General features: G+C 35.8%; 22 protein-coding genes. 10 read left to right on the forward strand and 12 right to left on the reverse strand.

Annotation, left to right across the window (positions count from 1 at the left end; all coding sequences use genetic code 11):
* Positions 1 to 37: 37 nt before the first annotated feature.
* The gene (locus ACK1JC_RS01545; RefSeq protein WP_409510086.1) at positions 38 to 1444 is read right to left on the reverse strand and encodes a PLP-dependent aminotransferase family protein; all 1407 of its coding nucleotides are present in this window, start codon (positions 1442 to 1444) and stop codon (positions 38 to 40) included.
* Positions 1445 to 1604: 160 nt separating this feature from the next.
* On the opposite strand from ACK1JC_RS01545, the gene ACK1JC_RS01550 reads away from it, so the two are divergent.
* Positions 1605 to 2468 (forward strand): DMT family transporter, encoded by an 864-nt coding sequence (locus ACK1JC_RS01550; protein ID WP_409510087.1) that lies wholly within the window; start codon positions 1605 to 1607, stop codon positions 2466 to 2468.
* Positions 2469 to 2519: 51 nt separating this feature from the next.
* Here ACK1JC_RS01550 and ACK1JC_RS01555 read toward each other — a convergent pair whose 3' ends face one another.
* Entirely contained in the window at positions 2520 to 3113 is a 594-nt protein-coding gene (locus ACK1JC_RS01555; RefSeq protein WP_409510088.1) for a uracil-DNA glycosylase family protein, read from the reverse strand.
* Between the two features lie 25 nt (positions 3114 to 3138).
* Complete coding sequence (locus tag ACK1JC_RS01560) at positions 3139 to 3867, reverse strand: SGNH/GDSL hydrolase family protein (protein WP_409510207.1); 729 nt, start codon at positions 3865 to 3867, stop codon at positions 3139 to 3141.
* 216 nt (positions 3868 to 4083) lie between these two features.
* Here ACK1JC_RS01560 and ACK1JC_RS01565 point away from each other — a divergent pair, with 216 nt between their 5' ends.
* Together ACK1JC_RS01565 and ACK1JC_RS01570 are read left to right on the forward strand one after the other, a co-directional pair.
* Positions 4084 to 4227, forward strand: coding sequence for a hypothetical protein (locus ACK1JC_RS01565; protein WP_409510089.1), 144 nt, complete (start codon positions 4084 to 4086; stop codon positions 4225 to 4227).
* A gap of 19 nt (positions 4228 to 4246) precedes the next feature.
* On the forward strand, positions 4247 to 4567 hold the full coding sequence (locus tag ACK1JC_RS01570; protein WP_409510090.1) for a hypothetical protein: 321 nt from the start codon (positions 4247 to 4249) through the stop codon (positions 4565 to 4567).
* A 131-nt stretch (positions 4568 to 4698) separates the two neighbouring features.
* On the opposite strand, the gene ACK1JC_RS01575 is transcribed toward ACK1JC_RS01570, so the two are convergent.
* The 4 genes from ACK1JC_RS01575 to ACK1JC_RS01590 form a co-directional block, all read right to left on the reverse strand.
* Positions 4699 to 5442 (reverse strand): SDR family oxidoreductase, encoded by a 744-nt coding sequence (locus tag ACK1JC_RS01575; protein ID WP_409510091.1) that lies wholly within the window; start codon positions 5440 to 5442, stop codon positions 4699 to 4701.
* A gap of 40 nt (positions 5443 to 5482) precedes the next feature.
* On the reverse strand, positions 5483 to 6181 hold the full coding sequence (locus ACK1JC_RS01580; RefSeq protein WP_409510092.1) for a histidine phosphatase family protein: 699 nt from the start codon (positions 6179 to 6181) through the stop codon (positions 5483 to 5485).
* Complete coding sequence (locus ACK1JC_RS01585; protein ID WP_409510093.1) at positions 6178 to 7299, reverse strand: phosphotransferase family protein; 1122 nt, start codon at positions 7297 to 7299, stop codon at positions 6178 to 6180. Before ACK1JC_RS01585 ends, ACK1JC_RS01580 begins: the two co-directional genes overlap by 4 nt.
* 131 nt (positions 7300 to 7430) lie before the next feature.
* A complete protein-coding gene (locus tag ACK1JC_RS01590; RefSeq protein WP_409510094.1) occupies positions 7431 to 8675 on the reverse strand; it encodes an acyl-CoA dehydrogenase family protein in 1245 nt (414 codons plus the stop codon).
* 93 nt (positions 8676 to 8768) lie between these two features.
* Between ACK1JC_RS01590 and ACK1JC_RS01595 the strand changes: the two genes are divergently transcribed.
* Entirely contained in the window at positions 8769 to 9686 is a 918-nt protein-coding gene (locus tag ACK1JC_RS01595; RefSeq protein ID WP_409510095.1) for a LysR family transcriptional regulator, read from the forward strand.
* A 192-nt stretch (positions 9687 to 9878) separates the two neighbouring features.
* Entirely contained in the window at positions 9879 to 10778 is a 900-nt protein-coding gene (locus tag ACK1JC_RS01600) for a DUF805 domain-containing protein (protein WP_409510096.1), read from the forward strand.
* Between the two features lie 112 nt (positions 10779 to 10890).
* Here ACK1JC_RS01600 and ACK1JC_RS01605 read toward each other — a convergent pair whose 3' ends face one another.
* The 4 genes from ACK1JC_RS01605 to ACK1JC_RS01620 form a co-directional block, all read right to left on the reverse strand.
* Positions 10891 to 11616 carry an aminotransferase class I/II-fold pyridoxal phosphate-dependent enzyme gene (locus ACK1JC_RS01605; protein WP_409510097.1) on the reverse strand — a complete coding sequence of 242 codons (726 nt, stop codon included), beginning with the start codon at positions 11614 to 11616 and terminating at the stop codon, positions 10891 to 10893.
* A gap of 4 nt (positions 11617 to 11620) precedes the next feature.
* Positions 11621 to 11827, reverse strand: coding sequence for a hypothetical protein (locus tag ACK1JC_RS01610; RefSeq protein ID WP_409510098.1), 207 nt, complete (start codon positions 11825 to 11827; stop codon positions 11621 to 11623).
* Between the two features lie 125 nt (positions 11828 to 11952).
* The gene (locus ACK1JC_RS01615; protein ID WP_409510208.1) at positions 11953 to 12057 is read right to left on the reverse strand and encodes a hypothetical protein; all 105 of its coding nucleotides are present in this window, start codon (positions 12055 to 12057) and stop codon (positions 11953 to 11955) included.
* Between the two features lie 316 nt (positions 12058 to 12373).
* Positions 12374 to 12604 (reverse strand): hypothetical protein, encoded by a 231-nt coding sequence (locus tag ACK1JC_RS01620; RefSeq protein WP_409510099.1) that lies wholly within the window; start codon positions 12602 to 12604, stop codon positions 12374 to 12376.
* A gap of 1453 nt (positions 12605 to 14057) precedes the next feature.
* Between ACK1JC_RS01620 and aroQ the strand changes: the two genes are divergently transcribed.
* Genes aroQ through accC form a run of 3 tightly spaced genes read left to right on the forward strand, consistent with a single transcriptional unit; the run spans position 14058 to position 16328 of the window.
* Positions 14058 to 14513, forward strand: coding sequence for a type II 3-dehydroquinate dehydratase (gene aroQ, locus ACK1JC_RS01625; RefSeq protein WP_409510100.1), 456 nt, complete (start codon positions 14058 to 14060; stop codon positions 14511 to 14513).
* A gap of 17 nt (positions 14514 to 14530) precedes the next feature.
* Positions 14531 to 14947, forward strand: a complete 417-nt coding sequence (accB, locus tag ACK1JC_RS01630) for an acetyl-CoA carboxylase biotin carboxyl carrier protein (RefSeq protein WP_409510101.1) — start codon at positions 14531 to 14533, stop codon at positions 14945 to 14947.
* A 16-nt stretch (positions 14948 to 14963) separates the two neighbouring features.
* Entirely contained in the window at positions 14964 to 16328 is a 1365-nt protein-coding gene (accC, locus tag ACK1JC_RS01635; protein WP_409510102.1) for an acetyl-CoA carboxylase biotin carboxylase subunit, read from the forward strand.
* Between the two features lie 108 nt (positions 16329 to 16436).
* Here the strand turns inward: accC and ACK1JC_RS01640 are convergent, their stop codons facing one another.
* A complete protein-coding gene (locus ACK1JC_RS01640; RefSeq protein WP_409510103.1) occupies positions 16437 to 16901 on the reverse strand; it encodes a hypothetical protein in 465 nt (154 codons plus the stop codon).
* A gap of 251 nt (positions 16902 to 17152) precedes the next feature.
* Between ACK1JC_RS01640 and ACK1JC_RS01645 the strand changes: the two genes are divergently transcribed.
* Both ACK1JC_RS01645 and ACK1JC_RS01650 read left to right on the forward strand, forming a co-directional pair.
* Positions 17153 to 18637 carry a diguanylate cyclase gene (locus ACK1JC_RS01645; protein WP_409510104.1) on the forward strand — a complete coding sequence of 495 codons (1485 nt, stop codon included), beginning with the start codon at positions 17153 to 17155 and terminating at the stop codon, positions 18635 to 18637.
* Positions 18638 to 18688: 51 nt separating this feature from the next.
* Positions 18689 to 20185 carry an amidase gene (locus tag ACK1JC_RS01650; protein WP_409510105.1) on the forward strand — a complete coding sequence of 499 codons (1497 nt, stop codon included), beginning with the start codon at positions 18689 to 18691 and terminating at the stop codon, positions 20183 to 20185.
* Positions 20186 to 20234 lie beyond the last annotated feature (49 nt).

Below are 20234 nucleotides of genomic sequence, written 5' to 3' on the forward strand. Positions count from 1 at the left end.
CATTAGATAAAATGCTAATGGGTCTAAAATTGTAGAATTAACCATCTTCTTTTCCAATTTCGATGTTCTTTAATGCTGAAAGTGCCAAAGCTAATACATCAAATACTTTTTGATCAATGCATTGTGCAACATTAAATCGCATAAACTGCCCAGCATTTTCAGTTTGGCTAAATGAGTTCCCTGGCGCTAAGATCACATCATATTTTAAACATAATTTTGATAAATCAGTAGCATGAATACCATCAGGGAGTTTGCACCACAAAAATATTCCTGCTGTCGGTATGATCCAAGGATGAATCTCTAATTCTGCAAGCTTCCGAATGGTATCATTCATGGTTTTTAATAAGTGTTTTTTCAATCCATCTAAATACTTGGGATAACTGCTATCAATTAATGCTTGATAAATAATTTCAGCATTTAAATGGCTATGACTAAAATTTGTTGCAATCCTTAAATCGATCAATGCATCAATGCGTTGTACTTCGGAAATGATGTATCCACAGCGGACAGCGGCTGAAAGTGTTTTGGTAAAACTACCAATTTGAATGACTTGTTTAAAACCTGTTAGTGCAGCATAACGTGGTGCTGATGTTGTTTCAAAATCAGCAAAAATATCATCTTCAATGATCAAAAAATTAAATTTTTCTGCAAGTTTAGAAATTTGATATATCGTTTGTAACGAAACGATTGCCCCTGTGGGATTATGAATTGCTGAATTGGTTAGATAAATTTTAGGTTGAAGATTTAGTGCTTGCTCAAATATTGCTAAATCTGGACCATGCTCAGTAAACGGTATGGCAACGGCTTTAAGTCCATGCGCTTGAATCAATGCTCTAAAATTAAAATAACAAGGGTCATCTATTAAAATAACATCTCCCGCTTTCAGCACATTTCTAAAAATAAGATCTATTGATTGTGTAGCTGAATCGGTAATGAGAATCTGATTCAAATTTATTTTTAAATTATAAAGTTCTTTTTTCCGTGCAATATATTGTCTTAGTTCATTGTGTCCATTTGGCTTGGAATAATCGGTTAAAAAAATACGCTCAGATTTTGCAGCTTGCTTGAGTGCTTTACGAATCGTTTGTTCAGGCATCCAGTGACTTGGTAACCAACCACAACCCGGCTTTAATGTGTCTTTATTTGCTTCTAAAGATTGTCTAGAAATCCAAAGCGGATCAATTTCACGCTGATATTGAATTGGTGTTTCAGTATTTAGAGTCGGTTCAATTTTACCTAATACATAATAACCAGAACCTTTTCGAGACTCTAAAATGCCTTCTGCTACTAATCGTGCATAGGCTTCCACAACCGTCGAAATTGAATAATTGAGTTGTGTCGCCAACTGACGAACAGAAGGTAAACGAGCACCTACTATCAAAGACTTATTTGAAATTTGATCTTGAATAAATTTCACTGTATAGGTGATTTTAGTTTTGGCCATATAAAATACGTCAATAAAATTTAAAAATTGTATTGTTTAAATAAGCATAACAGTTTCGAAAAACTGTATTTGATTGTAGCTATTCCATTATTTAAAAATATCGTTAAATCATCATAATTTCAATGCGTAATTTAGTACTTAAGCCATGAGTGACTTTTTGATGAATAAAATAAATATAGGTTGGATCAATGGTTTTATTGGTGTAGCGATCTTTGCTGGATCATTACCTGCGACACGAATCGCCGTGATTGGATTTAGTCCTGAATTTTTAACTACTGTTCGGGCTTTAATCGCTGGATTCATCGGGCTCATGTGCTTATTATTGCTTAAACAAACAAAGCCTAATTTTCAACAATTCAAGTCATTAACCATTGTAGCTTTGGGTGTTGTTATCGGTTTTCCATTATTTACAGCACTTGCTTTGCAAAGTGTAACCTCTTCCCATGCGATTGTTTTTGTCGGCTTATTACCGCTAGCTACCGCTATTTTTGCTGTTTTACGTGGTGGAGAAAAGCCAAATTTGCAATTTTGGTTATTTGCAATTTTAGGTAGTACATGTGTAATGGGTTATATGTTTTACCAAAACCAAAACTTTAATTTAAACATTGGCGATTTCTATATGTTAATTGCCGTTATAAGTTGTGGTTTAGGTTATGCTGAAGGAGGAAAACTCTCAAAAGACTTAGGTGGTTGGCAAGTCATCTCATGGGCACTGGTCATTACATTACCGCTGATGTCCATTGGAACAATCTACTATTTCCCAAACAATTTTAATGCTGTACAGACCGCCCAAATTTTAGGCTTAATTTATGTATCCGTATTTAGTATGTGGCTTGGTTTTCTATTTTGGTATAAAGGTTTAGCTCAAGGCGGAATCGCAAAAGTAGGACAAATTCAACTCTTGCAACCTTTTATTGGGTTTTACTTTTCCTATTTATTGCTTAATGAAAAAATTGATTTATCGATGATTGTTGTCTGTATCGCAACCATTATTTGTGTGGCGTTAGCAAAGAAATTTGCTTAAAAACATTTTATTTCTTTATTAAAGATACTTTAATAAAGAAATACTTATAAATTACTTTGAAGATATTAAGCCAATATCTTCAAACAACTGTCTATAAGCTTCTGCTTTCTTTTCTAAAGCCAAAGGATATGCTCTAGAGGAAGAAGGCATACGATACAAAGTGATTTCGCGATCTGCAAACATGGTTTTAACAGCTTGACCAATTTTGGGTTTTTCTGTTTCTTTTGGCATTGAAAGCATTAAGGTGTCCGTAGCTTTATCTCCTGTCGTCATAATGCTATGACATTCAGGAATTTTGGCTAAAAGCTCTGTTAGATCCGTTGGTGTTTCAATCTGCAAAAATTTGTCTGATGCATTTCCTGTTAAACGAATGACCTGATACGCCGTGTCAAAAATTGCAATGCCTTTTTCAGTTAAAAAATTTCGGATTTGTTGTTCTTTAAAATTCTTATTAGATAAATCTAGGAAATGCTCTTTATCGTTGAAAAAAATTAAACCAAAAATTCGCCACATATCATTTTGATAGTTTGGATAATAAAAATCCATTTTCCAACGTGTTTTTGGTGGTGGAAAACTGCCAAGCATCAACAATTTTGCATTTACTGGTAAGAATGGTTCAAGTGGATGGGTTTCGATAATAGACATATAGTTTCAGAATCCATACTTTTACTTATTTACGTTGAATTTTTTCAACAATTTGCTTTGCCCAAAGTTGATAAATCTCTTTACTTGGATGAAACCCATCTTCTGCCATTTGTAAATTTAATGTTTTAAAATGCGCTAAATCAAATTGAATTAAATGATAGTCGCCTGCATTTTCAAATTTTCGCTTTTGCTCAATGAGTTTTTCTAATTTATTATTCATTGCACTTGAATATTGTCCAAACAACCAACTTAAAGGGTTTGGCAAGGCAGGAAAGAGATTCATTGGAGGAACGCTAGTAACTAAAACCATTTTGGGAGAAAATTTCCTTTCAATTACAGTATAAAATTCTTGTTGTTGCTGAATCCATTTTTGAGGTGAAATTAACTTAGTGACATCATTGACACCCACGGAAGTGATAACAATATCAAACCGTTGCATTTCTAACATTTGCATTCTTTCCAAAACTTGTAATGTCGTATCACCTGTTCTAGCTTCCAACTGATAACGCAGATCAAAGTCGTGTTGAAGCTCTGTTAAAATTGAGCCTAGTAATGCATCTTGTTGATTTTCGACACCAACACCCGCTGCAGCTGAATCTCCAACAATAAGAATAGATAATGCTGTTTTTCCACTATTGACCACTCCGTTACGTTGTCCTTTGGCTTCAGGTAATCGGAGTGTATTCTTTTTAACAAAATAGCCTTGAATCAATAAGGATGGCAATAGTGCAGCAGTGAGTATTTTCAGCATAATTTATAAGATGCATTAGAAGTGTGGCGCTTGCTATATCTTACACGTTTATGTCATTCCTACATGTATTAATTCATTTCGAGATGTATTGAAAACACTTCCTAAATCATCAAGTATTCAACAAAATACTCCTGTATGATAATTTTCAAACTTGAATATACGATCTATTTTTATTCTTTTTTCATGCGCTATAAATTAAGTCAATCATGATTACAATGGATGTTTGGATCAATAATTTGTCTAGGAAATCAAAAACCACTCAATAATATCATTGGTGAAGAACATCCGTGGCATACTTTGCTTAAAAAAGATCAATTTATTCAATCGTATGTTGATCAGTTACATATTTGGATCAGCTTATAAGCAATGGCTTGAAAAAATCATGTTTCTTGTACTGTGTTTTAACCCCGAAAAAGATGCATTAGATGAATCGACATTGAATGATTTCTTAGCATTGTTAAATAGTATTGTCAGTGCTTCAACGATTTCTCGGGTTAGATTACGTCATCAGCCGAAAATTGATAGTATTTCATTTGTTGAAATTCCACGTAATACGACAATTAAAATATTTGGCACTTCTACTGATCAGCATTGGGTGAAAGTCCGTGTTTTATTGGATGATACGGAGTCAGAAAGCTATTTACAGTTGGCATATATCGTTAAATCTTACCAATCCATACAAAAAATTGCATCTAAAATATAGAGGAATATATTCCTCTATATCCAAAAAACTTGCGAAGTAAACAGATTGGGAATAATTTTTAAACCACCACTATCATCTTACGAAACTAGTTACTCATTCCAAAAGAACAAGGAATATTAAATAAAAACGGTTTAACCTAACTTATTTACAATGCTTAAAGGTAATACTTTCATCGCTAAACCGAGTGGCAACCATGGCCATTGTGGGACATAGGCTTTTACAGGCTCTTTTTCAATAGCTTTTACGAGTAAATGTGATCCTGTTTTCTCATCCACTTCAAATGGAAGTTTTTTCGCACCTTCATTAATTTCAGTACGAATATAACCCGGGAAAATTGTGGTCACTTTTATACGTGTATTGAGCAATTCTGCACGAATACCTTCTGCCAAATGAGCCACTGCTGCTTTACTTGCACCATAAGCAGTTAAATGTTTTGGCATACCACGAATTGCACTCATTGATGAAATCATCACCAAATGACCAAATTCTTGTTCACGAAAAATTTCTACAGCAGCTTCAGATTGTGCCAAAGCTGAAATGAAATTGGTTTCAATAGTGGCACGGTTAATTTCGAATTTACCACTGCCAATGCGACGACCATTGCCAATTCCAGCATTTACAATAACACGCTCTAGCGTACCAAACTCTTGTTTAAACTCACGAAAAACTTGGAAAACTTGATCATAGTTAGTGACATCCAATACTTTGGCAATCACTTTTACGCCATATTGATTTTCTAATTCTTTTTTTAAACTTTCTAGACGCTCTAAACGCCGTGCACAAATCGCTAAATTATAGCCCTTTTGTGCAAATTCACGTGCCATTCCTGCACCAATACCTGAACTTGCACCTGTAATTAAAATTGTTTTCGCCATGCGATTCTTCCTTTCCTTATCTTAATATTTTAGCGATAAATTAAATCCACGTAAGTAATTGAGCATCTTCGGCTTTTAGGTAATGATGTTCATTTAAGCTGAGAAGTTGAGGCTCATTTCCGACAAGGCGAAGAGTCGTCAAACTTGCATTGGCAATCGCCCAATTTAAAGCAAAGGTTTTTTCAGGGCTGAGTCCAAGTAATTTACCCACTGCAACAGAAATCACGCCACCTGACGTGAATACTACGGCATATCGAGGTTTTGATTGCGCCAACTCATTACATAAATTTTGTAAAGTATCTTCGACACGGGCTTTAAAATGTGGCCAACATTCATCATATTCATGGTGATATTCGCCATCTGTCCAACGAGAAATAGCCCCTTCGAAAATTTTGGCTAAATATGCTCGAGGGCTAATTTCTTTAGCAACGTCTTGTTTCAGTAAATGCGGTTCATTAAAACGTGCATCATATTTGGCAAAAACTTGTTGATGATTAAACTCATTCCAGCCGACATTAATATGAGGCGTTGCATCAAGGAAACATTCTGCTAAAGAAAAATCTGCCGTTTGACGATGCCGTTGCATACCACCTGCAACAACATAAGGCTGTTCTTTCAAAATTTTCTGAAAATATTGTCCAAGCACAGTCGCTTGTTGCTCACCTGTCGTAGACAATTTATCGTAAGACTCAGCACCAAATGATGCTTGTCCATGACGAACCAAATAGATCGTGGTCATTTTGGTAATAATTCCTTCATTTTTTCGATATATTTTTGTGCAATTTCATTGGCTTCAATTTTTTGCTTACCAATCAATTTCAAGGCGCGAATATGTAGTGCATGAATGATGATCCAAAAATCTTTAAATGCAGGATTATCCGTTTGTTTATGATAGTAACGGTAGTAAATTTGCTGTGCGATGACAGCTAATCTAAAAATACCAAATACTTCATAAAATGCCCAATTTTCAGTTTTTAAACCTGTTTTTTCAAGATAATATTCCACCACTTCTTTACGAGTAAACATACCTTTCAAATGAGTCGGTTGGCGCCGTGTTGATTTAAAAATTTGACCATCTGTGTCTTCAACCCAATAAGCCAAAGCGGAACCTAAATCCATCAAAGGGTCACCAATAGTTGCCATTTCCCAATCCAACACCCCAATCACTTGCGTTGGATTTTTAGGATCGAGAATGATATTGTCAAAACGCCAATCATTGTGAATGACACAACTTTTTGAATCTTCAGGAATATTATTTTTTAACCATTCACGGACAAACTTAAAACTCGGAACATTGATAGTATGGGCTTTATCATAACGTATATCCCAACCTTCAACTTGACGGCGACAATAGCCATCTCCTTTACCTAAACTTTCAAGTTTAGTTCCTTTGTAAGGCACATCATGCAGTTCAATGAGTTTATTTAGTCCATTAATGCACAATTCACGGACTTCTTTTTCACCAAAATTTAATTCAGGTGGAAGTTTTGCACGCGGAATAATCCCTTCGATGCGTTTCATTACATAGAAGTCACAACCAATAATGGATTCATCCTGACAAAGTGCAACCATTTCAGGGACTACAGGGTAAAAAGGTGCAAGCCAATTTTGCACGTTAAATTCACGAACCATGTCATGTGCTGATTTGGCTTTAGTGCCTTTTGGTGGACGACGTAAAATTAAATCAGCATTTTTATATTTTAGGCGATATGTCCAATTCGATGCACCACCTGAATATTGTGTAACTTCAACAGGACCTGATATTTCTGAACCATGTTCAATTAGCCAATTGCCAACGGCACGAACATCAAGTTCTTCACCTGCACGTACTGCACCACCAAGATCAATTGTTGACATTTTTATTCCCTAAATCGTTAACCTAATGTTTTATCGCGCTTTGTTTCAATATTCAATAATATTTTTACTTAGTAACATCATTGAATATTATAGATAAATTAAATCCTGATCTCAGCATAACATGCGTAATTTTAATGCTTACTTTTATGTGATCCATATCCGCGTTTTTTTAGTTCTAATTTCGCAATCATCGCTTTATGAACTTCGTCAGGACCATCAGCGAGGCGTAGACTACGCGCTTGTGCAAAAAATCCTGTCAATGGAGTATCACGTGACACGCCCATACCACCGTGAATTTGGATTGCCATATCAACTACTTTTTCAAGTACCGAAGGTGCAACAACTTTAATGGCTGAAATTTCAGTGAGTGCTGCCATATTGCCAAATTTATCCATTTTAAACGCGGCATACAACGTCAACAAACGTGCTTGATCTATTGCAACACGTGCTTCAGCAACTCGTTCAAGATTACCACCCAATTTTAAAACCTCTTGCCCAAAAGCTTTACGATCCATACCTCGGTCAATCATCAATTCTAGTGATTTTTCTGCAGCACCAATACAACGCATACAATGATGAATACGTCCAGGTCCTAAACGACCCTGTGCAATTTCAAAACCTTGCCCTGCACCACCAATAAAATTCGTAATCGGTACACGGACATTATTGAAGCTGATTTCACCATGTCCATGAGGCGCATCGTAGTCACCAAATACAGGAAGCATACGTTCAATTTTTACACCAAGTGTATCGATAGGAACAAGAACCATTGAGTGTTGATGATGACGGTCTTTGGTTGAATCAGGGGTATGTGCCATAAAAATAATGATTTTTGCATTTGGATCGCCCAAACCTGATGACCACCATTTACGCCCATTTAAAACAATTTCATCACCCTCAATAACAGCTGTAGCTTGCATATTGGTCGCATCACTCGATGCTACAGCAGGCTCAGTCATACAAAAAACTGAGCGTATTTTTCCATCAAGTAAAGATTTAAGCCATTGTTCTTTTTGTGATTCTGTACCATATCGCCATAAAACTTCCATATTGCCGCTATCTGGTGCATTACAGTTAAAAACGATGGGAGCAATTAAACTACGCCCTGAAAGTTCTGCAATATGTGCATATTCTTGGACTGATAAACCTTGACCAAGTTCAGCATCTGGCAAGAACATATTCCACAAACCCGCAACTTTGGCTTTATTTTTTAAAACTTCGAGTTGTGCAGGCCATTGCCACTTTGTCCAATCACCTCCTTGATTAAGATGATGAACGTCATTCCAAAATTCTGTTTCTACAGGCTCAATTTCATTTTTTATAAATGCTTTGGTACGCTCAATATAATCTTGTGTACGTGCGGAAAGCTCAAACATCATCAAATCCTTTATTTATCTGTTCATTTATGCTTTACAACACATTAACCTTAAAACTATTATGAATAAAATGATTTAATTTGATTGTCTACTATGAATTTAATTCATCAAAATAGAAAAATTGATTTGTCTATTTTCCATCATTTAGATATTAATCTTTATCCACTTTTTATCGCCATTTATGAGCAAAAAAGCATTTCGAAAGCGGCACAAATGCTTTACGTCAGCCAATCGGCAGCAAGTCATGCTTTACAGCGCCTACGGCAACAGTTGCAAGATGATTTATTTGTTCGTGCTGGTGCTAAAATGCTCCCGACCCCCTTTGCTGAGCAGATTTATCATCCTATCAGTCAAGCGTTATTTTCGATTCAAAATATTTCTCAGCAACGACAACAGTTTGACTCCAGTATGGTCAAAACTTTAAAAATTGCTGTACATGATGAAATTGAGCCAATTATTTTCCCACGCTTAATTCAACATTTTAATCAGTTGAATTTAGACATTCAGTTTCAAAGTTTTCGCCTAGACCGTAAAACGGCTGTGGCAGATCTTGCTGCACAGCAAATAGATTTTGTGATTGATTTACAACAAAATTATGGCGATAAAATTCAGTTCAAAACGCTTGTTCAAGATTATTATGTGTTGTGCACTCATCAAAATCATATTACTGCTGATGATTTTTTTTCAGCACCGCATATAGGCGTTTCTTCCCGGCGTGAAGGAATTTTGCTTGAGGACATTCATTTGAGTAAGAAAAAACAAAATCGGCAAATTTTCCTAAGATGCCAACATTATTCCACGGCGTTGCAAATTTTGGAGCAATATCCTACTGCGATGCTGAGTATTCCCAAAGGAATTTTGAGTCATTTTCAAATTCCAAAGAAGTTAAATGTTTTGGATTATCCTGTTGATTTACCGATTTTAAATATTGGTATGTTTTGGTATAAAGATTTATTGGAGAATTCAAGGCATTTATTTTTGAGGGGTGAAATGATTAAAATATTTACTTAGGCTATTTGTAAAATCGGTCAAGTATCTTGTATTCATCAATTCATTGTTGTTTTAACAAGTGATTATTGAGCTTAATTTTTCCGGAATCTCACTATTTTTAAATTTTGCTTAGGCTATTTAATGTATTTCAATGAATTTATTGATTAAAATAGAAACAAATCATTCTAAAATAAAAGTAAGGACATTCACCTGATGAATAATTTAGGTAATCCACTGGACACTCCTTTTGGAAATACAACACCTCAGTCAATAAATAACTCATCTTCGGATAGTCCCCTCTCCCCTAGCGGGCGTTTTACTCGTTTATCTTTCCTCGCTTGGAATTTTATTTTAGCGATGAGTTTTTCGTGTATTTTTACAATTTTATTTTCTCTTGGACTTACAGGATATGCAATTTCAGCCGTACAAGACCCTACAAATTCTTTTAGCCATCCGCTGACCATCATTTCAATTTTACTCGCTGTCTTACTGTGTATTGCATTTATAGCCTCCATTATTATTATCTGTATTAGACGTTTGCATGACTTAAATAAAAGTGGTTGGTTGGCTTTACTGATTTTTATTCCTCTTATTGGAACCATTTTTTCAATTTATATTTTTGTGGCACGAGGAACAAAGGAACGAAATGCTTACGGAGCGTTTCGCCCAACGGAACAAGCTGAAAAGTTCTTAGGCTATTTGTATCTCGCTTTTATGGCTGTTTTCTTAGTCTTTTATGTGGCTCTTCTTAGTATTGTGATGACTAAACCTGAAATATTCCAGCAACTTCCAAGTATGGTTGATTCAGAAATAACTTCAAATACAGCATATCCTTATGGTGATGATTCTGAAAACCATACTCCTGTTGCCCCTCCTATCGAACAAAATGTTCATAACGAAGAAACTCAACAGCGCCCATTACATGTGAATCGTGACACATCGCCTCAAATTGAAGCATCAGAAGATACTCAAACAACCGCACAAATTCAGTTAGACAATGAGTTACAACGTGCTGAAAATGAAGCAAATCATGTACAACAAAGTGCTGAAGATGCTGTTCGTGATGCACAAGCGGCGGCTGAAGCAGCAGTTAATGCAGCATCATCACAATAAATAGAAATAGGCAAAATATTTCATTTAATTCATATACAACGGTTAGGATTCTCCAAGCCGTTTCAATTCATGTTGAATCAATGTGCTTGGTTGAATCATACATAGTTGGATTTCAGTATGATTTAAGGCTGAAAAAACCAAGTACAAAGCCGTATTTAGCTTTATCTGTATAAAACTGACTCAATGCAGTTAATGAAATTTGTTGTAGCGCTACACCATCAACCAAAACTTGTTCAAATTTGATTGGGATATTTTTCTTAAAATAACACGCCATTTGCATACATGAACGCTGTTCGCCTATCTTACAATATTCACTTAAATATTGATCAAATAAAATAATAAATGACTGATAACGCCCCAAATACAATGCCTGCATATCGGCTAAATAATCCGCATAGTCTCCTTTTTGCATAAATTGCGCCAAAATAGATTGCATATACTGTGATGGTGCACTTCCTTCCATATAGTTACGATAATGCTTAAATGGTTCAATCAGTGCATTGGGTAAAATTAAATAAGAGAGCTTTAGACTTGGTAAAAGATATTTACTTAATGATCCTAAATAAATCGTGTGTTGATGATTCAAACCAAGTAGTGCAGGTTTTTGCTGTTGTCCCATAAGAAAAGCATCATAATCATCTTTTAAGATATAGGTACCTGTCTGCTGAGCAAGTGCATTCAATTGTTGCCTACGCTCTACACTCATTTCTACACCAGTTGGAAATTGATTGGCGGGTGTGACATAAATGGTTTTTAAATCGATTGTTTTTAAATAGTCAATATCATGAAGTTGTATGCCATGTTGTTCAACCTCAACATATTGAATATGTGTATCCATCATCTCAAATAATTGTTTGGCATTTTAGTAAAATGGATTTTCCATGAGTATGTGTATGCCTATTAAGATTGGTTATTTGTGCAATTTCATGACGTAATACAGCATGACCACAACTGTTATCTTTTAAGAAAACTTTTAGCCCATCTTGTGCCAAAACTTCTTTTTCTGCTTCATACCATTTTCGAAATGGAAAATGGCGTATTTCAGGCATACAATCTGCAAAAAAATGTAAGTTTTGATCGAAAATAAAACCTGTAAAAGCTGTTGGCTTTCAGATAATACATTCTCATTACTTGACACGGCGGGCAACGTAGTCGATGTATTAAGTTCAATTTTTCATTGAGCATTAACTTTTATAAAGGTTCCTTTGCCCTTAATGCGATATAACCATCCTTCATGTTCTAATTGCTGATAAGACTTTTCAACCGTATCTCGAGAAATACCTAAACTTTCTGAAAGAAAACAACTTGAGGGGCATTTTAAATCCCGTCCCCATTGTTAAGTCCGAATACTTTGCTTAACTGCCAAATACAACCCTACCTTTAACTTATACTGAGCGTTATACAACAATAAAGTTTGAATAGATTGAATAAATTCATTCATCTCTCTCACCATATAGTAAATCATCTATCAAATGTGCTGCATAATGCTCATCTATCCCCAATTGCAAACCAATTAAAGAGGCATTGTCCTATGCAATATACTGACAGGCTTGTGCCAAATGCTCAGATTTCTTTTTCCAAAACAATTTATTCAACTACCCCAAAATCAATGATCTGTGATTTCTCTTGTATTGGCTCCACAGTAACTCGATCAATCGTAATACCTGTTCGTGCTGTAAATTCAGAAAATAATTGCTAATGAGTGGCGCAAAAACATAAGTAGGATGAATCTGAACATCTGCCAACTGTACAAGATACTGATGTCCTTTCAATTTTGAATTTGAAGAAGAAAGACCACGACGTTGTTTATTCTGTTCTGTCGTCATGTCTGATAAATTTATTGATAGATCACAAGACAACAAACAATGTTTTAACGAATTAAAATGATCAATTGACTCAGCCTGCTAATACCGCATTCAATTGGAAACTCACTCAAATTTGACATCTCTGCTCCAAAACAACTCAATCATATTTACATTGCGCTACTTTATAGTGAATAGAGTCTAAAGTGGTCTGAATTTCATAAAGATAGTGGTCTGCTTCAAGAACTTATAACGTCCAGATGTTGAACAACGATAAAAAACGAATGTACAATTAGTAAAACTTAATAATAATCTTGTGGAATCAGTCATTTTAGGATTTTTGATGCAAAATTCTCGGGGATATACTCAAGTGAATATTTCAATTATGTAAATAACTTAACAAATAAGAAAATACTTAAAATGTGAAAAATATATGAATTTCAGTATATTTAAAGTTCTAAAAATCAAAGTAAAGCCAAAATATGAATGTTTTAAGTTGAAAAATGGTTATAAGTTTGAATAGAAGCCTTGTTTAAGCGACATTCAAACTAAGCATAAACCGTAATAAAAGTTTTTCAGACTAAGTCCAATTGCAACACACTCTCACTATCGTGTGTTTATTATTCTAAAACCTAACTTTTGCCAACGACATCAGAGAATTTAAAGTCCCTTCACGTAATGAACACGAAGTTTTGATGAGCGAATAAGTCAATCGAATACTCTAAAAGCATCTAAACTTTATTTAAATATCTATCCGAAACCCCTTAAAACTTCTTGAGTCTGTTGGTACATAAGCGGAACATTAAAAATATCAATCAACCAAACAAAGTAATCAATCAGATTAATCACCTTACAAAAACAACAATTTTTTATAGTTTAATTATTTTTTATTCATGACCTTACAATATCAAGTAACACTCATAATACAGGACTGATTTAAAAACTGAAATTTATCAAATAAATATTTGATATCAATACAATAAAAGTCACTTGTTCGTTGCTATGTTGAGTAATACGAAATTGAGCATAGATCAACATGAAAATAGTACTCACTATTCTCAAATCAATACTGTTCCGTACAAATACTTTGGATTCAGGCTACGGTTAAAAGTATATAAATACCAAATATCACAGAACATCTTATCTTTCGTTAGGCGATTACTTATCGTATTGAACAATACCATCACGATGAATAGTATTAACATGGACAAAACTGCTACATAAAACAAATGAATAGTTTTCGCCAATTCGGTTTAATATACACGCTAAGGACATATTATAAAAAAATATAAAAAATGTCATATTTTAACATTGCCAATTACTTACAAAATTAACAATATATAGCGAATTCATGGCATAGCTTTTCTAAGACAATTCAAAGAATTTATAAAGTTTATGTAGAAAAACATGCCATAATATGCAAACTTTGCAGACATCTTGCAAAGAAACTTGCAACTTATATATTGGAGTAGACACAATGAGTTCGACCATTTTGGTCATTCACGGACCAAATTTAAATTTATTGGGCAAACGCGAGCCCGAAGTTTACGGTCACTTGACGCTGAATGACATCAATCAGCAACTCATTGCTCAAGCTCAGCAATCAGATATTAGTCTTGACACATTTCAAAGCAATTGGGAAGGTGCGGTTGTAGATCGTATTCATCAAGCTCAACAAGATGGTGTACAGATGATCATTATCAACCCTGCTGCACTAACTCATACCTCTGTTGCTCTACGTGATGCCTTACTTGGCGTTGCCATCCCTTTTATTGAAGTACATTTGTCTAATGTTCATGCCCGTGAAGCCTTTAGACATCACTCATATTTATCAGATAAAGCCATTGGCGTAATTTGTGGCTTAGGTGCTAAAGGGTATTCCTTCGCACTCAATTACGCAATTGAAAAACTTCAATCTTCAATCCAATCATAAATTAGGACGACGAACCCATGGATATTCGCAAAATCAAAAAGCTTATCGATTTGATGATCGAATCAGATCTTCAAGCCATTGAAGTCAAGGAAGGTGATCAATCAATCGCCCTGACACGTCGTAATCCTGTGGTTGCAGGTGTTGCTACTGTTGCAGCACCAACTGAAGTAGCACCAGTCATTAAAGCTACATCACGTGGTGCAGTAGAAACATCTCCAATGGTTGGCGTATTTTACTCTGCACCAAACCCAGGTGAAGCACCTTTTGTCAATGTCGGTCAAACAGTTTCTGCTGGTGACACACTGGGTATCATTGAAGCAATGAAAATCATGAACCCAATTGAAGCAACACAAAGTGGCGTGATTGAAGAAATTTTAGTTAAAAATGGCGATGTGATCCAATTCGGTCAACCACTATTCCGCTACCGCGCGTAATTGATTGGGGATTGATATGTTGCAAAAAGTTCTCATTGCAAACCGGGGTGAAATTGCGCTACGCATCACTCGGGCATGCAAAACACTCGGAATTAAAACTGTTGGCATCTATTCTGATGCAGATAAAGACCTTATGCATTTACGCTTTGTAGACGAAGCTGTATGTATTGGTCCTGGTGCAAGCAGTGAAAGTTACCTTAATATTCCTGCCATTATTACTGCGGCAGAAATTACAGGTGCAGATGCCATTCATCCAGGCTATGGTTTTTTATCTGAAAATGCTGAATTTGCTGAAATCGTAGAAAGCTCAGGTTTTATTTTCATTGGTCCACGTCCTGAACATATTCGACAAATGGGGAATAAAGTTTCTGCCATTTTAGCAATGCGTAAAGCAGGCGTACCAACTGTACCAGGTTCAGCTCATGCAGTTACTCCAAATAATGCCCTTGCCGAAGCGAAAGAAATTGGCTTCCCACTGATCGTTAAAGCTGCCTCAGGTGGTGGTGGTCGTGGTATGCGTATTGTTGAACGTGTAGATACACTACTTGAGTCTGTTCAAGCTGCACAGCGTGATGCTGAAATGTGGTTTGGTGATGATACTGTGTATATGGAACGCTTCCTACAAAAACCACGTCACGTAGAAGTTCAAGTTCTTGCAGACGGTAATGGTCATGCAGTACATTTATACGACCGTGATTGCTCTTTGCAACGTCGTCATCAAAAAGTGCTTGAAGAAGCACCAGCACCAGGTTTACCTGAACAAGCGCGCGCTGATATTTTAGAAGCCTGCGTAAATGCATGTAAGCTCATACAATATCGGGGTGCTGGTACATTTGAGTTTCTATTTGAAGATGGTGAATTCTTCTTTATTGAAATGAATACTCGTGTTCAAGTTGAACACCCTGTTTCTGAAATGGTGACGGGCATTGATATTATTGAACAACAACTTCGTATTGCGGCAGGCTTAGGTTTGAACTTGCAACAAGAAGATATTCAAGTTCATGGTCATGCGATTGAATGCCGTATCAATGCTGAAGATCCTTCAACTTTTATGCCTTCACCAGGTAAAATTGAAAGTTTCTATGCACCAGGTGGTGCAGGTATTCGTTTAGATTCACACATCTATCAGGATTACAGCATTCCACCGTATTACGACTCGATGATTGCTAAACTCATTGCACACGGTCAAGATCGTGAAACTGCCATTGCACGTATGAAACAAGCATTGGATGAGATGATCCTTACAGGTATTAAAACCAATATTCCTTTGCATAAAGATTTAATTTTGCAAGATAAAAACTTCTGCAAACAAGCAATGGATATTCATTACCTTGAAAAACATCTACTCAAACAATTGCAAGGTCATGAAAAAGATGCTTAATGCATCATTTGAAAAGATTTAAATCAAAAAAACCTCTTTATGTAAGAGGTTTTTTTATGATTACATATTTTATCTATTTATTTTTAATTTCAATTACATCAATCATTATTACGGTAAAACACGGCGTAAGGTTGCAAAACACTTATCATCGGCTTCCGATGCACAAAAATTCAATGTTGAATTATTTTTCCAACGGACATAATACTGCGAAACTTCGCCCGACTGATCAACCTGATTACCAGAACAATCTTTTTCATTGTTTTCATACTTAATTTGCATAACTAACGCTGGCCATTTCTCTAAAGTATTGTCTGGAGATGGCTGATAGTCATATAAACCTGCTGACCACTCTTTACCACTATTTACTACAACCTCATTGCTACCACGAAAGTTATAATATTCAACACATTTCTTGTTTCCAGGAATATCCATCCCCCATAGACCTAAAATTTCGGGACGAGTCGTAATTTTTATTGTATTTGCCTGAACACCATTAGCTGGCAAAGTTTCCGCTGCAACTGCAAAATCAAAACCACAAAACAATAACGTGATAAATAAAGCTGTTTTTTTCATACCTAATCAGCATCTTAATGTCATATGTTTATAAATTAGCATAAATTTAGAATAAATCATGTAATATTAACCATATAGAAACAATCTGAGTATTTTCGAATCAAATCATCCGAAAAAACTAAACTACATCAAAATCATATTGATTTTTCTTCATAAAAATATATGCTTAATGGAAATAGACAATAAGATGTGAGTATTTCTAGCACTAATGTCTCACACGAACATTATAACGAATACAATAGGAAATTGACTTGTCTTTATCCATTCAATATTCAGACCAATCTTTCAAAGAAAATTTTCGTTCTTTTTGTATTGTTGGCATCATAATATTTGTTTGCGCACTTGCTGGAATATTAGGAAGACCCCTATTTTTCCTCGCTATTTTTTGGCCTGCAAATGCCGTATTACTCGGTCTATTTCTTCGTTATAAAAATTTAAGAAACGTCGGTGGATGGCTCGGCGCATTTACAAGTTTTATGTTGGCCGATTTGGTCACTGGTAACTATTTTATCTTGACGCTCTTTCTAAGTATTGCCAATGTTTTAAATCCAATTGTGACTTTGGCATTATTACGCCTATTCAAACTCGATTTTAAAGAATTCAATAAAGGGATGACCTTTTTATTTTTATTCATTATCTGTGCATTTGGGGGCTGTCTTGCAAGTCCAGTATTTGCCGTTTTAACAATTCCTCATATCCCTAATACATTTATGTCTACAGATCGACTTTGGGTCGACTTTGGTATGTGGTGGACAGGCGAAATTCTTAATGTCATTGCCTTCTTACCGATTCTTTTAGCAATCCCAGACAAAAAAACATGTCTAAGATTTATAAAAGATTGGAAAACCCTTCCCTTTCAGCCAAAAAATCTCACGCCAATTATTGCCGTAATTGTATCTGTTATTTTGACCCACTTTTTTATTGGTCCGGGTGCTATCATGTTCCCAATTGCTGCATTGGTTTTGGCATCACTCACTTATAATTTATTCTTTGTATCCATCATCAATTGCTTTGTCTGTATGATGATGTATAACAGTTTAACCGCATATTATATTGCTCAATCGCCTGATGCCTATTTAGCAACTACCATTTCAGTGCGAATCGGTTTATTCATGCTTGCTCTTACACCACTCACACTGACTATTATCAGTATGAATCGACAAAAGCTTTATCATCAAATTTTGTATTTAGCCAATCATGATGGCTTAACCACTGCAATGAACCGTCGCTATTTCTACGAGGAAAGTGAACGTGCGGTAACAATTACCCCAATAAAGCCCCAACAAGCCAAGACCGTCACTATTTTAATTTTAGACTTAGATCATTTTAAAAAAATTAATGATACTTATGGTCACAATGTCGGTGATCTTGTATTACAAGAATTCACAGTACAAGTCCGCAAACAGATCCGCGATTCTGATCTGTTTGGACGTTTAGGAGGGGAAGAGTTTGCGATTTTACTCAAAGATTTATCATTACAACAAAGTGTCGAAATTGCGCAACGCATTTGTAATACAGCATTTTCAACCCCGATTATCCTTGAAGATGGTCAAATACTGCATATTAGTGTCAGTATTGGTCTAAGTTATCAAACTTTGCCATACTGTATTCCTTTCCAACAATTGGTCAAACGCGCCGATGATGCACTCTATCAAGCCAAAGAGAAAGGTCGTAATCAACTTTGTCTTGAATCGTCCTTACAGAATGAATTAAAGATGCAAATGCAACATTCATGAAGTTAATATCAACAACATTCAATAGATAAAAATACCGCAAAGGAATTGCAAATGAAATTTTCAGAATATGTTCGATATGATGGGCTTGGATTGGCTCAACTTGTAAAATCTAAACAAGTGACTGCGCAAGAATTACTTGAAACTGCACATGCTCGAGCTGAACAAGTCAATCCTAAATTAAATGCTATCGTCATCCCTATGTACGAACACGCTCGCAATAAAATAAAGCAACAAAATTTGCCTCAGGGTGCATTTACCGGATTACCTTTCTTACTGAAAGATTTACATCAAGAATATGCTGGTGTTGCAACTTCTTTTGGTTCAAATGCACTAAAACGAGCACATTATATTTCAAATCAAAGCTCTGAAATTGTTAAACGTTGGGAAAATGCAGGTGTCGTTGCGATGGGGCTGACCAATGCACCTGAATTTGGGATCAAAGGCATTACTGAACCTAAAGCTTGGGGTAGTTGCCATAATCCTTGGAATTTAAAATATAATAGTGGTGGTTCTTCAGGTGGTTCAGCTTCTGCTGTAGCTGCTGGAATTGTCCCAATTGCAGGTGCAAGCGATGGTGGTGGCTCTATTCGCATTCCCGCATCCTATTGTGGATTATTTGGTTTAAAACCGAGTCGTGGTCGTACGCCATGGGGTCCCCATTTTAGTGAGCTCATGCACGGCGCAGCAATGCAACATGTATTAACCAAATCTGTCCGTGATAGCGCAGCGATGTTAGATGCAACGCAAGGCCCAAACCATCAAAGCCCCTTTCATATTGCTCCTCCGTCTGAATCTTATTTAAATCTGATTGCAAAACCACCAAAACCATTACGAATTGCATTTTGTACTGAATCACCAGTGGGCACAAAAGTATCTAAAGATGCGGTTCTTGCGATTCAACTCACAGCTAAACTACTTGAATCACTTGGGCATCATGTAACGGAAAGCAAACCCGCAATTGATGGTATGCAACTTGCGAAAGACTTTACACTCACTTGGTTTAGCCAATGTGCTTATGCCGTTCAACAACTAAAATTACAGCACGGCGCAAAAAATAGTGATTTTGAGTTAGACACTTTGGCTATTGCAGCTTTTGGTGCGCAGACCTCTGCTTTAGACTATATTCGCAATCTCGAAAACTGGGGTGTTTATATCACACAAATGAATCGGTTTTTTGAGCAATATGATTTATACCTCATCCCATCTACTGCATCCGTTGCACCAAAAAATGGTGAAGTCAAAACACCTGCTTGGCAAATTCCAATTCTCAAAACACTTTTAAAAATTGACAAAGCACATATCTTGGCGAAAGGTAAACTGATTGATCAATTGGTGAAAAATAATTTGCAATGGGTACCCTTTACTCAACTTGCCAATATTACAGGGCTACCTGCGATGTCTGTGCCCCTATATTGGAACAAAAATAATCTACCTTTAGGTTCTCAGTTTGTTGCACCTTTTGGTCAAGAAGATGTACTTTTACAACTCGCGGCACAACTAGAACATGCACAACCATGGCATTCATGCTATCAAAGCATTATTGTCTAAGCTATTTAATACAATGTAATTCAATCTAAAATATCGTATTTAATTTAAA

It is taken from the genome of Acinetobacter sp. TY2 (assembly GCF_046269225.1).
Taxonomy (GTDB): Bacteria; Pseudomonadota; Gammaproteobacteria; order Pseudomonadales; family Moraxellaceae; genus Acinetobacter.